This window comes from Cellulophaga sp. Hel_I_12 (assembly GCF_000799565.1).
GTDB lineage: Bacteria > Bacteroidota > Bacteroidia > Flavobacteriales > Flavobacteriaceae > Cellulophaga.
The window spans coordinates 2,547,067-2,559,530 of the sequence record NZ_JUHB01000001.1; the positions used below are offsets into that span (position 1 = coordinate 2,547,067).

The following is a 12,464-nucleotide window of genomic DNA, read 5'->3' on the forward strand; positions in this document are numbered from 1 at the left end:
CACCATGAATAAAATATATAATTTTAGAAAAAGATTGTTTTTAGGTTTCTTTAGTATCCTTGTGATACTATCATGCACAAAAGATTTTGAAGAAATCAACACCAACCCCAATGCGCCAGTAAGCATACAACCTAGCTTATTATTGCGCCAAGTTATTTATGACTATGGTGAACAGCTATCTTATGAAGGTTTTACTGCGGGTAATTTACTGGGGCAGTATACCACGGCCTTAGATTTTAACCTCTTTGATCGGCACAATTTAAAATCTCCACAATTAGGGGGTAATCCTTGGCCTATATTCTATAAAAATTTAAGGGATAACGAAATCATTTTAAACTTGGCCAGTGAAAATCAAACTTTTGCCGTTTATGAGGGGCCTTCCTTAATTTTGAAAGCCTATATGACGGCAGCTTTAACCGATTTGTTTGGTGATGTTCCCTACTCCGAAGCTTTTAAAGGAAACCAAGGAACGGTAACTCCTGGTTATGACACTCAAGAGGAAATTTATAGGGGAGCAAATGGCATATTGGCTAATTTAGACCAGGGGATTTCGGCCATAGAGCAATATACCGGTAGTATAAAATTAGAAGGAGATATTCTTTTTGATGGCGATTTAAATGCATGGATTCGTCTTGCGAACAGTTTAAAGATAAAGTACTTAATGCGAATTTCGGATAAAATAGAGGTAGAAGACCAACTCCAGGAAATTTTTAATGCAGGTAATTATATCCAAGAAAATTCCCAAAATGCAGTTTTTGATTTTAGTGATGGGGAACCTAATAATTTTAGGCTAGCACGTTTGCGCATTGGTGATTTTAACAATTTTGTGTTATCTGAAACGATGGAAGAAGTGTTACAAGATTTAAATGATCCAAGAATAGCCACCTTGTTTCGACCTTTTGGGAATAGTACTTCGGCTGACTATGAAGGTCTTTTAAATGGAATAGATGCGTCACAAACGGCTATTTCATTAGCTGATTATTCCTTAACAGGAACTATTTTTCGAGAAAATACCGGCCAGCTTGATGCAAATTTTATGACCAGCATGGAAACCCACTTTTTATTGGCAGAAGCTGCGCACAAAGGATTTATTCTTGCAGATGCCAAAACATTATATGAAATAGGCGTAACACAAGCCTTTGCCTATTGGGGAACTGATTTACCTGTGGATTATTTAACCACATCAGCAGCCTACGATTCTTCAGGCACAAATGCCCTAGAGCAAATTATTACTCAAAAATGGATTGCGAATATGATTAATGGCTATGAAGGCTGGATTGAGTACCGAAGAACCGGTTTTCCAGTCTTGAAAACACTATCAGCTAGTTTAAATGATAATTTAATTCCTGTTCGTATGCCCTATCCCGCAGAAGAAGAAGCCTTGAATGCTGTTAATTATACAAAAGCAGCAAGCGATACTGATGGCAATAGTATTAACGTAAAGGTGTGGTGGGATGAAAATTAGGGTAACAATTTTTGATTTGAAGATGAAATAATTTGAAGATTTGAAAATGCGAGCTAAATTAAATTTTAATCTTAGTACTAGTCTCTTTGAGGGGACCATAAGTGCGTTTTTACCAATAAAAAAGCCTAATAAATGGCACTAAGTTCAATCCTATTATCAGAAATTAGGGGGCTCATACCCGCTTTGGAGGTCTGGGGACTTGGAGCCAGTGGACTTCAGTGGGCCTTGATTATAGGATCAAGTTTGATTTTATTTCTTGTATCACCTTTAGCAAAAAATACCAATCAGTTTTTTAAAGCAGAGCACAAACGTAAAGCGCCCAATGGTTTTATGTTAATGGGAAGCTTAGTCATTTCCTGGATTTTTGCAAAAAGTATAACGAACGCCGCCAATTTAGGATTAGATTACGGGATTGTTGGCGGGATAGCGTACGCTGCATATTATTTATCCTTTGCTGTGGCGGGAATCATTATTTACAAAATGCGGACTCAAGGAAAATTCACCAGTATTCATCATTTTTTAAGCTCCAAATTTGGTCGAAGTGCAGTTGCTGTTTTTTCTATTTTAATTGCTTTTCGTTTATTTAATGAGGTTTGGAGTAATACGATGGTCATCGGTTCTTATTTTGGTGACATCGGTTCTAGTGCCTATTATTGGTCTATTTTGGTGTTTACCTTCTTAACCTTGGCATATGTCATAAAAGGGGGGATGAGCAGCAGTATTTTTACCGATGTCGTTCAAATGGGCTTATTTTCTATTCTATTACTCGTTATTTTAGAGGTTATTTTTAATTCAGAAGCCTCCGTTACGGTGCATGAAGTTGCTTTTTCGGGCAGTTGGACCTTTGATATGGGTTTAAATCTGCTTTTTGCCGCTGTTTTACAATCTTTAAGTTATCCTTTTCACGATCCAGTGTTAACAGATAGGGGCTTTTTGAGTAGCCCTAAAACAACCTTAAAAAGTTTCCTTTGGGCAGCTGTGATCGGGGCAGGCTGTATTATACTATTCAGTATTATTGGTGTGTATGCCCAAGCTAAAGGAATGCAAGGTCAAGCGGCCGTAGAGGTAGGAAAGGCGTTTGGCGTATGTATTCTTTTGGTCATTAATTTTATCATGATTACTTCTGCGGCCTCAACCTTGGATTCTACTTTTTCGTCTTTTTCAAAATTAGTAGCCATTGATTTGAAATTAGGAAACACGCTAAAATTTGGGCGTTGGTCTATGGTCGTTATAGCTGTTTTAGGCACCATTCCTGTTTTTTTAAATGCTGAAATTTTATCGGCAACAACCATTAGCGGAACTATGGTTATTGGTTTAACCCCAATTTTTCTATTTTGGAAGGATAAAGCACCTAAAATAAGTTTTCATTTAAGTGTTTTTTGTGGAATTGTTTTTGGATTTTTGTTAGTTTTTAATCTTTTTCCCTACCAATTAATTTTTACCAGTGGAAAATATGCTGATTTATTATGGATTAATTTTTGGGGTATTTTATCCTGTATCATCCTATATTTTGTACCTGTATGGATAAAAAAAAGAGCTATTTAGGCGCTTTAGAAGGTAAGGTGTTGGTTTTCGGAGGCGTTTATAGCAACTTACAAGCGCTAGAGGCTTTGTTGACTATTGCTCAAGAAAATAATATTGCCGCAGATCATTGTATTTGTACTGGGGATATTGTCGGGTATTGTGCTCAACCCGAAGAAACAGTTCAGCTTTTTAAAACTTGGGGAGCCCATAGTATTGCAGGGAATGTAGAAGTTCAGTTAGTAGAAGGCGCAGAAGATTGTGGCTGTGACTTTACGGAAGGCAGTCGCTGTGACGGGTTTTCAAAATTATGGTATCCCTATGCCCAATCGCGTTTGTCGAAAGATGCCATCAACTATATGGAAGGCTTACCAAACCATGTAGCCTTTGATTACGTAGGTAAAAAAGTAGCAGTTATTCACGGTGCAGTAGAAAATATATCCGAATTTATCTTTGAAACGTCATCAGTAGAAACAAAACTTGAAAGTTTTAAAGACTTGGATGCTGAGGTGATTTTAGCAGGGCACTGTGGATTGCCTTTTTCACAAGAAATTGACAAAAAACTATGGATAAACCCAGGTGTTATAGGCATGCCAGCAAATGATGGTACCTCAAGAGTGTGGTATGTACTTTTAGAAGATGTTGATGGACAACTGAAATATACACATCAGTATTTGGAGTATGATTTTCAGAAAGCTTACCAGCTGATGAAAAGTAATCATTTGCCCATGGAGTATGCGGAAACACTAGTTTCAGGACTTTGGGATAATATGGAAATTTTACCAGAAGCAGAACGAAGCTTAGCTGGAATTCCGTATACGTTTAATAAAGAAAGCATCACAATCAATCTAAAATAATATAAAATAGAACTAAAATGGCAGATTCATACTACGACCCAAAAGACCTTAGAAAATTTGGTAAAATTACCGAATGGAGCGAAGAATTAGGAACTAAATTTTTTGATTATTACGGTAAAGTCTTTGAAGAGGGCGCATTAAGTGCCAGAGAAAAATCGTTGATCGCTTTAGCCGTTTCGCATGTGGTTAAATGTCCGTATTGTATTGATGCCTATACCAAAGACGGCTTACAAAAAGGTATTACCAAAGAAGAAATGATGGAAGCTGTGCATGTAGGTGCTGCAATTGAAAGTGGGGCCACTTTAGTTCATGGCGTACAAATGATGAATAAGTATGATAAGTTATCTATGTGAAAAAACCCACTAGCGCCGAAGGGGAGAATTACTAAAATTTAAGCCTTAAAATTTCGGCAATGCTTACTTTGAAAATGTGTTGATTTAAAGATGTTATGAATATATCAATGAAAAGACGAGGATTAGGATATGTTACTAAATAAAAAATACCATCCGTAAAATATTAAGAAAAGAGAATTTTAAATAGTGTACTTGGCTTACAGTCGACGTTGGCAGATTTTTATTTCCAACTGAATACTGCATCCTGAATACGGAATACTGAAAAAATGGCTATAAAATCATTAAAAGCAAGACAAGATGAACTTGCAATTACGAACAAACAATTAGAAATATTAAACGGAGGAATTTTTGCCGACGGTGAATTGCCTTATTTTAAAGATAAAATTGCACAAATTGGGCATTTTCCTTTACGACCAAAAAAATTAGAAATCCTGCAAATCAATGTAGGGTACATGTGTAATCAGGTTTGTGAGCATTGCCACGTTGATGCGGGTCCTGATCGTAAAGAGATTATGACGCGTGAAACCATGATGCAGTGTTTAGAGGTGATAAAAAATACAGGAGCACATACCTTAGATTTAACCGGTGGCGCGCCAGAAATGAACCCTGATTTTCGTTGGTTTGTAGAAGAGGCTGCAAAAGCGGGGATTAAAGATTTTATTGTTCGTTCAAATTTGACCATTATTCGAGCCAATAAAAAGTACTACGACTTACCTGAGTTTTTTAAAAAACATAATGTTCATGTGATCTCTTCCATGCCACATTACACACGTGGTAAAACAGACAAGCAACGAGGCGACGGAGTTTTTGATAAATCAATTAGAGCCTTGCAAGATTTAAATGCCATTGGCTACGGATTGCCAGGGAGTGATTTACGTTTAGATTTAGTGTATAATCCCTCAGGAGCCTATTTACCTGGTGACCAAGCCGCCATGGAAAAGGATTTTAAAAAGGCCTTGAAAGAAGATTTTGATATTCAGTTTCACAACCTTTTTGCGATTACCAATTTACCAATTGCCCGCTTTTTAGATTATTTGATTGCTTCAGAAAACTATGAGGATTATATGTATGCTTTGGTAGAGGCCTATAACCCTGCGGCTGTAGCGAACGTGATGTGTACCAATACCATTTCGATTAGTTGGGATGGTTGGCTATACGATTGTGATTTTAATCAAATGCTCGATTTAAAAGTAGCGAGTAAAGTAAAGCATATTAAAGACTATAATGAGGATCTCTTACAAGATAGGAACATCATTATCTCTCAACATTGTTACGGGTGTACTGCTGGTGCCGGGAGCAGCTGTCAGGGAACAGTAGCTCAATAACAAGTCAATGAAGCTTCCTACAAGGCCTTAAAAGCCTTGTAGGTTGATAAAAAATACTAGCACGTGAACTTTGTTGATGCTTTGCTAAGTAGCTCTTTTTTCAGTATCGTATTTCAAAGAGTTACCCATTGTATTTTACTAGAGTAGGGATTAATACCTAATTTAGGCTGTATTGTATTCCATAGATAAGCCGATTTCACTCGACAAAAAACCTTTTTAACCGACTACCCGGTTTGTTGTTTTTTAAAAAACTTCAGTGTTAACCATTTTTACGCTACTTAGCGAATTTTAGGGTTGTTTTAACCTGATTCTTTCTAATAGCTAGTTAAAGGCCATAACTTTGTAAAAGACTTATGAGTCGGTTTACCCCAAAACCCAAATCTTATGGAAAAAAACCTAAAACGCATGGCTACCATGCATCGTATGCAAACTACCGGATTGGCATTATTCTACAAAAACGGATTTTACAAAACCAGTATCGATGATATTTTAAAAGAGTTAGATTTATCTAAAGGTGCTTTTTATTATCATTTTAAATCTAAGGAAGATTTTTTCATTAGTATTCTTGAAAATTTAGTAGTTCGTAAAGTGTACAGCATGCTTATTGAACCCATAGAAGGGCATGACAATCCATTAGAGTTGATCTCAAAATGTATTGAAGATGCTTTACAAACCGCAGAGCACAACCAAAACGATTATGGTTTTCTTTTAAATAATTTTTTAAACGAATTCAACGGAAGGAATCCAGAAATTATGAAGTATTTAAATGATATTTTAAAAATATGGGAAGTTAACTTGGTGTCTTCTCTACAAAAAGGAAAGTTTAACGGTTACGTAGATCGTCACGTAGACTGTGAAGGTGCAGCAAGTTACATTATAGCTTCGTTTTTAGGGGTGAGAAGTTTAATGGTAGAAGGCAGCGCAACTGCCTTACGTTATCGGTATATGCAACAATTACGATTTTATTTTAGAGCCTTGGCGCATAAGCAAGTGGCTTAAAAAAGTTCAAACTCACACTTCGGCCACGCTCAGTGCAAGAGTTTAAGATCAAGTTAAAAAATGATTATATGGTAAGGCGACATGCCTTTCTAAACTAATGAACTATTTCCTCAATTTTAGCAATTATTGAAGCGGGACGAATCGTTTCCATTACTTTTTCATAGCCTTCAGGAAATGTATTTCCATAAATAGAGGTAGGAATTAGAGGGTATGGATTTCTATCGGCAAGAAGTGCATTTTCCTTGGGCTGTCTAAACGGATAAAACCCGGCGTACGGATGGGTAACCCCCCATAAAGTGACAACAGGAATTCCGTAGTTCGCTGCTAAATGTGCGTTACCACTGTCCATAGCGAGCATAAGGTCAAGTTGAGAGATGATACTCAGTTCTTCTTGAAATGAAAATTTACCGGCTACATTTAGGGTATTTTTATACCTATGCTGCCAAAGTTCTAAGGCTTCTTTTTCTTTGGGGCCACCTCCAAATAACACTATTTGATAGTGCTCTGACTTTGCTAAGTTTTCAACGACTTGCTCCATGAGCTGCAACGGATACATTTTTCCTGAAAAAGCCGCAAAGGGTGCAATTCCAATTCGTTTTTTGGTATCTGAGCCTAGAAAATCTTGCGTATTTTTTGAAAGTGATTCTTTGGTCAATAAACCTGTTTCTTCCAATAGTACTTTAAATCCAAGGGAAGAAAAAACATCGGAGTATCGTTGGTGCGTAGTTTTTAAAGGACTAAATTTTTTGTTTTTTACCGCTGTTAAGGCTTTTTTCTCGCTGCGGCCTTTATCTATTTGAGCCACAGGAATGCCAGCAGCAGTAAAAAATAGCTTCAAGATGTTACTTCGCAATACATTGTGTACATCAGCAACAGCATCGATTTTTAAGGCTTTTAATTCTTTATAAAGTTGGTAAAGCCCAAAGATACCCTTGTGCTTTCCCTTTACATCAGCCTCAAATATCTGAACATTGGGCAACTGTGAAAATAGCGGCTTAAAAAAAGCTCTGGTCAATACCGTAATTTTTAGGTCTGGATGTTGTTTTTGCAATGCCAATAACACAGGAACGGTCATGGCGACATCGCCCATGGCAGACATTCTGATGACCAATAGGTGTTTCTGTGAAACCATAAATAATTAGGTTTATTTTTTTCCTCGCAAAACAGGATTCAGTTCCTCGTCATTGTACATTTTCATCTGTTTATACACTTTCATGTACTTGTTGCCTTGCTCAATATCGGTTAATAATTGATCAATAGCGGTAGACAAATCTTTTTTCTGTTCTAAAAGTATCGCTAATTTAAGCTTGCATTTATGTAAATGCTCGGCGCTGGCATCGGTACGCGATGCTTCTTCTTCCATGTGATAAATTTTTAAGGACAAGATAGACAAACGGTCTATCGCCCAAGCGGGACTTTCTGTATTGATCGTCGCCCCTTCTTTAACCGATACTGATTGGTATTTATTTAAAAAATAACTATCAATATACTCTACTAAATCTGTTCTGTCTTGGTTGCTGGCATCAATTTTACGCTTTAAAACCAAGGCATCGGAAGGATCTATATTGGGGTCTCGAATAATATCTTCATAATGCCATTGTACCGTATCGATCCAGTTTTTACGGTACAAAAGGTGTGCAATATCATCTTTTGGGTACGGATTGTCAAAAGATTGGTACACGTCATCTTTAATGTGGTAGGTGGCTATACTTTTCTCAAAAATGGTAAATGCAAATTCACTAAACATAATATAAAGCTTTGCTACAAAGATACTTTTATTCGTGAAACTTTCTTTTGAATAGTTGTGTAGAGATACGCTCCAGAAAACAATAGTTCAAAGAAGCTCAATTTTTTGTCAGATTTGAAGAACATGGGCCTAAGGGTTGATGTGTACATCAATTAATTAAAATCAATGGCTTTACATTCTGATTCTAGGCCTTGGGGTACATTACTTAAATCTGGTAATTAAGACTACGAAAGGAATTAAAATGATAAATAGTAGAACGCCTTCTTTGAGTTTGGAGCGTTTTATATTTTCAATATAATTGGTTAAAAAAACCGACACTGGAAAAAATGTCAGCAAAATAGGCGTTACGTCATTGAATGATTCGAGTAGGGTTATGACTAAACCTATAAAAAAGAAGAGCGCAATTAAGCGCATCGTATTAATGCGGCCTTTCCCTGATTTAGAAAGTTTTAAAAAGGTCAAAACAAAAAGCAGTAAGGATGCAACGATATAGATGATCAACTTAATACTACTTTGCCATTGATAGATAAAATCGTCAGCAATATTCACTGAAAACGTATAATGGTTTTCAATAAAATTAGGCTTATTAAAGAGGGTTAATACGCCCAAGCTGATCATGCCTACTACAAAAAAACCAATAAAAGGAATCACCCAATTGCGAATTTTTTTGGGTTGGTATAAGTATATGGTGATAAAAACTAACAGTAAGTATAAGATAGCCCAATCATAAAATAAGCTAGAAACCACCACCCAAATACTGGCGTCGAAAATTTTAAGTTTAATGTTTTTTAAAGATTTTATACTCAATAATTTTCTAGTGGCCAGCAATAAAAAAAAGGTACAAGGAATACTGTTGTTATCTAATAATACTTCTGGAAAAAGCACCATGAGTAAGGAGAAAAACAAAATGGCATAGGAGTTTGTTTCCGTGATTTTGTTGCGCTTTACGATAAAATTAATCACAAAAACCATACTACAAAGTAGCACTAAAACCATACTTTGTGAAGGTAGATTTTCTGAAGAATAAGGTTTTGAAAACAACATAAAAATCGTCGTCCAATAGAATAGAAACAAAAAAGCACCTATAATAATGAAGTTAAATGGTTTTGTTTTTCCAAAAATGCTTGAAATCATCTTGGGTTTTTATATTTTTGTAGGGTAAATATAATTAAGATGGAATCATTTTTTAGAGCGATTGAAGATTTATTTGTAAATATCTTGTTTGCACCCTTTGATATGTTGCGTATGATGGAGAGCTGGTGGGTTGCAAATACCTTAAACTGGATTTTTGTGATTGTAGGCTCTGTAGCCTTTGTGTATTGGATGTTGCAACTTAAAAAATACAACAACGAGACCGAGAAAGCCTCTAGAGTTAGTGCACATTCTTTTATAGGGAATGATGCTAATAATGGGTAATTTCAATTAGAAGTCATAAATGCAATCAGCTATCTATTTAGACATAGCTGATTGTATTTTATTTTTTAGATTACAAGTTAGTATCTATATCGAATTTCTATAGTATAGCGCAGTCGATGTCAGGTAGCTGAACGGATTTAAAATTTGGTAGCTGAGCGGCGTCGAAGCTACAAATCAAAACCTAGGTCTTTACGGTAATACATATGATCAAAATGCAGTTTTGCAATATTGTCATACGACTTTTTTAAGGCTTCTTTGTGATCAGCGCCAAATGCCGTTACCGCCAATACTCTTCCTCCAGAAGTCACTATTTTACCATCGCTTAGTGTAGTACCGGCGTGAAACACCAAGGCATCTTTCACCTCTGAGAAACCAGTAATTTCTTTTCCCTTGCCGTAGGCCTCAGGATAACCGCCAGAAACTGCCATAACCGTCGTCGCTGTCCGTTCATCTAAGGCTAAATCTATAGTATCTAAAGTTCCATTGGCAACAGCCAAAAACACGTCTACTAAATCATTTTTAATTCTAGGGATCACCACTTCGGTTTCAGGGTCTCCCAAACGAACATTGTATTCAATTACTTTAGGTTGGTTGTCCACTTTAATCAAACCGATAAAAATAAATCCCTTGTAGGGTAAATTATCTTTTTTAAGCCCTTCTACGGTAGGTTTAACTACCTGGTCGTGTATTTTATTCATGAACTCGTCATCAGCAAAAGGAACCGGGGAAATAGCGCCCATTCCGCCTGTATTGAGTCCGGTATCACCTTCACCAATGCGTTTATAGTCTTTAGCCGTTGGGAGTACCTTGTAATTTTTTCCGTCCGTGAGCACAAAAACACTTAATTCAATACCGTCTAAAAACTCCTCAATGACCACCGTTGTGCTTGCGGTACCAAATTTAGCATCGACCAACATGCTTTTTAATTCGTTTTTAGCTTCTTGTAAATCGGTCAGAATTACCACACCTTTTCCGGCAGCTAAGCCGTCTGCTTTTAAAACATAGGGAGGCTTTAAGCCTTCTAAAAATAGACAACCTTTTTCTAAGCTTTCCGCGGTAAAACTTTCGTAAGCAGCTGTTGGTATTTTATGACGCATCATAAATTCTTTCGCAAAATCTTTACTTCCTTCAAGGGTAGCCGCCGCTTTTTGTGGGCCGATAACGGGGATAGCCTTTAACTCAGCATCGTTCAAAAAGAAATCGTGAATACCATGTACCAATGGATCTTCTGGACCTACAATGACCATCTGTATGTTATGGGTGCCTACTGCCTTCTTAATGGCTGCAAAATCAGTTACTCCAATTTCTAAGTTTGTGGCAATAGCCGCAGTTCCTGCGTTACCAGGTGCTACAAATAATTGAGATAGTTTTTTACTTTGCTTTAATTTCCAAGCAAGGGTATGTTCGCGGCCGCCGGCTCCAAGAATAAGAATGTTCATACGAAAAGAAGATTTCCGCAAAAATACCTATTGAAGTTGAATAATGCCAGATATTATTCATCATAATTGGCCTGCCACAGCATCAAGACCGCGCTGCTTTTAGAATCAGGGGACAAGACCTTAAATTCTAAATGCGAACCATTAAATTGCTGAGATAACTATGTGTATTAATCTTTTAACAGCTGTAGTAGCTTCGAGGGCAATTAGCACTAGCCCCTTAAGTAATCAATGACAAAAAGATTTCATAACGAAGAGCCTAGACCTATTTATCTTGAATCTTGATTTCTGAATCTTAAGGAATACAATACCAGGATCAATTGATTCGGAATCTACTTGCCGTTTCCAGAGAAATCTCTATGTTCTTTTTTTTGAAGTTCTTCAGGCGATAAGGATTTAAAATAATCATAGACTATTTTAAGGCCCTCTGAACGATGCACTTTTGGCTCCCAACCCAAAATTTCTTTAGCTCGGGTAATATCTGGTTGTCGTTGCAGAGGATCGTCTTGCGGAAGGGGTTTAAAGATGATTTTTTGAGTGGTTCCTGTCAGTTTAATAATCTCTTGTGCAAATTCTAAAATAGTTGTTTCATGCGGATTACCAATATTGATGGGATCCGTATAATCACTCATTAACAAGCGATAAATACCTTCTACCTGATCATCGATATAGCAAAATGATCTAGTTTGCGAGCCATCCCCAAAAACGGTTAAATCTTCTCCTCGTAAGGCTTGTCCCATAAAGGCAGGTACTACGCGACCATCATTTAAGCGCATTCGTGAACCATAGGTATTGAAAATGCGCACAATACGCGTATCAACGCCATGATACCGGTGGTACGCCATGGTGAGCGACTCCATAAAGCGTTTCGCTTCGTCATATACGCCACGTGGGCCTATAGAGCTGACATTGCCGTAATACTCCTCGTTTTGTGGATGCACTAGAGGGTCCCCATAAATTTCAGAAGTAGAGGCTACTAAAATTCTAGCGTTTTTTTGTTTGGCTAAGCCTAGTAAATTTAAGGTGCCAACAGAACTCACTTTAAGCGTCTGAATAGGTATTTTTAAATAATCAATAGGGCTGGCGGGCGAGGCAAAATGTAAAATATAGTCTAACTCCCCACTAACATGTACAAAGTTACAGACATCATGGTGGTGAAACTCGAACTGCTTTAAAGGAAAAAGGTGTTCGATATTTTTTAGATCCCCTGTAATGAGGTTATCCATGCCAATCACATGGAACCCTTCTTTTATAAAGCGATCACATAAATGAGAACCTAAAAAACCTGCAGCGCCTGTGATGAGTATTTTTTTCATAAGTAAAGTGGTTTACTTAGCTTCTAGAA

12 protein-coding genes are annotated in these 12,464 nt (G+C 37.0%); 7 read left to right on the plus strand and 5 right to left on the minus strand.

The window, feature by feature from the left end; translation table 11 throughout:
• Positions 1-4 precede the first annotated feature (4 nt).
• From GQ45_RS11040 to GQ45_RS11065, 6 genes are all read left to right on the plus strand, one after another.
• The gene (locus tag GQ45_RS11040) at positions 5-1,465 is read left to right on the plus strand and encodes a SusD/RagB family nutrient-binding outer membrane lipoprotein (protein ID WP_047417831.1); all 1,461 of its coding nucleotides are present in this window, start codon (positions 5-7) and stop codon (positions 1,463-1,465) included.
• A 132-nt stretch (positions 1,466-1,597) separates the two neighbouring features.
• Positions 1,598-3,010 carry a sodium:solute symporter gene (locus GQ45_RS11045; protein WP_231555189.1) on the plus strand — a complete coding sequence of 471 codons (1,413 nt, stop codon included), beginning with the start codon at positions 1,598-1,600 and terminating at the stop codon, positions 3,008-3,010.
• The gene (locus GQ45_RS11050) at positions 2,986-3,843 is read left to right on the plus strand and encodes a metallophosphoesterase (protein ID WP_052188376.1); all 858 of its coding nucleotides are present in this window, start codon (positions 2,986-2,988) and stop codon (positions 3,841-3,843) included. Before GQ45_RS11045 ends, GQ45_RS11050 begins: the two co-directional genes overlap by 25 nt.
• A gap of 17 nt (positions 3,844-3,860) precedes the next feature.
• Positions 3,861-4,196 carry an arsenosugar biosynthesis-associated peroxidase-like protein gene (locus GQ45_RS11055; RefSeq protein ID WP_047417834.1) on the plus strand — a complete coding sequence of 112 codons (336 nt, stop codon included), beginning with the start codon at positions 3,861-3,863 and terminating at the stop codon, positions 4,194-4,196.
• Between the two features lie 266 nt (positions 4,197-4,462).
• Entirely contained in the window at positions 4,463-5,521 is a 1,059-nt protein-coding gene (gene arsS / locus GQ45_RS11060) for an arsenosugar biosynthesis radical SAM (seleno)protein ArsS (RefSeq protein ID WP_047417836.1), read from the plus strand.
• Between the two features lie 384 nt (positions 5,522-5,905).
• Entirely contained in the window at positions 5,906-6,520 is a 615-nt protein-coding gene (locus tag GQ45_RS11065; protein ID WP_047417838.1) for a TetR/AcrR family transcriptional regulator, read from the plus strand.
• A 94-nt stretch (positions 6,521-6,614) separates the two neighbouring features.
• On the opposite strand, the gene GQ45_RS11070 is transcribed toward GQ45_RS11065, so the two are convergent.
• The 3 genes from GQ45_RS11070 to GQ45_RS11080 form a co-directional block, all read right to left on the minus strand.
• On the minus strand, positions 6,615-7,652 hold the full coding sequence (locus tag GQ45_RS11070) for a glycosyltransferase family 9 protein (RefSeq protein ID WP_047417841.1): 1,038 nt from the start codon (positions 7,650-7,652) through the stop codon (positions 6,615-6,617).
• A 12-nt stretch (positions 7,653-7,664) separates the two neighbouring features.
• A complete protein-coding gene (locus GQ45_RS11075) occupies positions 7,665-8,267 on the minus strand; it encodes a DUF4254 domain-containing protein (protein ID WP_047417845.1) in 603 nt (200 codons plus the stop codon).
• A 201-nt stretch (positions 8,268-8,468) separates the two neighbouring features.
• Positions 8,469-9,401, minus strand: coding sequence for a DUF6427 family protein (locus GQ45_RS11080; RefSeq protein WP_047417847.1), 933 nt, complete (start codon positions 9,399-9,401; stop codon positions 8,469-8,471).
• A gap of 39 nt (positions 9,402-9,440) precedes the next feature.
• Between GQ45_RS11080 and GQ45_RS11085 the strand changes: the two genes are divergently transcribed.
• Positions 9,441-9,683, plus strand: coding sequence for a hypothetical protein (locus GQ45_RS11085; RefSeq protein WP_047417850.1), 243 nt, complete (start codon positions 9,441-9,443; stop codon positions 9,681-9,683).
• 167 nt (positions 9,684-9,850) lie between these two features.
• Here the strand turns inward: GQ45_RS11085 and purD are convergent, their stop codons facing one another.
• Both purD and GQ45_RS11095 read right to left on the minus strand, forming a co-directional pair.
• A complete protein-coding gene (purD, locus tag GQ45_RS11090; RefSeq protein WP_047417853.1) occupies positions 9,851-11,122 on the minus strand; it encodes a phosphoribosylamine--glycine ligase in 1,272 nt (423 codons plus the stop codon).
• Between the two features lie 329 nt (positions 11,123-11,451).
• Complete coding sequence (locus tag GQ45_RS11095) at positions 11,452-12,435, minus strand: UDP-glucuronic acid decarboxylase family protein (protein ID WP_047417857.1); 984 nt, start codon at positions 12,433-12,435, stop codon at positions 11,452-11,454.
• Positions 12,436-12,464 lie beyond the last annotated feature (29 nt).

Bases quoted from the DNA above. Each gene is read 5' to 3' on its own strand.
- GQ45_RS11040 (WP_047417831.1), top strand. From the start codon at position 5: ATGAATAAAATATATAATTTTAGAAAAAGATTGTTTTTAGGTTTCTTT.
- GQ45_RS11045 (WP_231555189.1), top strand. From the start codon at position 1,598: ATGGCACTAAGTTCAATCCTATTATCAGAAATTAGGGGGCTCATACCC.
- GQ45_RS11050 (WP_052188376.1), top strand. From the start codon at position 2,986: ATGGATAAAAAAAAGAGCTATTTAGGCGCTTTAGAAGGTAAGGTGTTG.
- GQ45_RS11055 (WP_047417834.1), top strand. From the start codon at position 3,861: ATGGCAGATTCATACTACGACCCAAAAGACCTTAGAAAATTTGGTAAA.
- arsS (WP_047417836.1), top strand. From the start codon at position 4,463: ATGGCTATAAAATCATTAAAAGCAAGACAAGATGAACTTGCAATTACG.
- GQ45_RS11065 (WP_047417838.1), top strand. From the start codon at position 5,906: ATGGAAAAAAACCTAAAACGCATGGCTACCATGCATCGTATGCAAACT.
- GQ45_RS11070 (WP_047417841.1), bottom strand. From the start codon at position 7,652: ATGGTTTCACAGAAACACCTATTGGTCATCAGAATGTCTGCCATGGGC.
- GQ45_RS11075 (WP_047417845.1), bottom strand. From the start codon at position 8,267: ATGTTTAGTGAATTTGCATTTACCATTTTTGAGAAAAGTATAGCCACC.
- GQ45_RS11080 (WP_047417847.1), bottom strand. From the start codon at position 9,401: ATGATTTCAAGCATTTTTGGAAAAACAAAACCATTTAACTTCATTATT.
- GQ45_RS11085 (WP_047417850.1), top strand. From the start codon at position 9,441: ATGGAATCATTTTTTAGAGCGATTGAAGATTTATTTGTAAATATCTTG.
- purD (WP_047417853.1), bottom strand. From the start codon at position 11,122: ATGAACATTCTTATTCTTGGAGCCGGCGGCCGCGAACATACCCTTGCT.
- GQ45_RS11095 (WP_047417857.1), bottom strand. From the start codon at position 12,435: ATGAAAAAAATACTCATCACAGGCGCTGCAGGTTTTTTAGGTTCTCAT.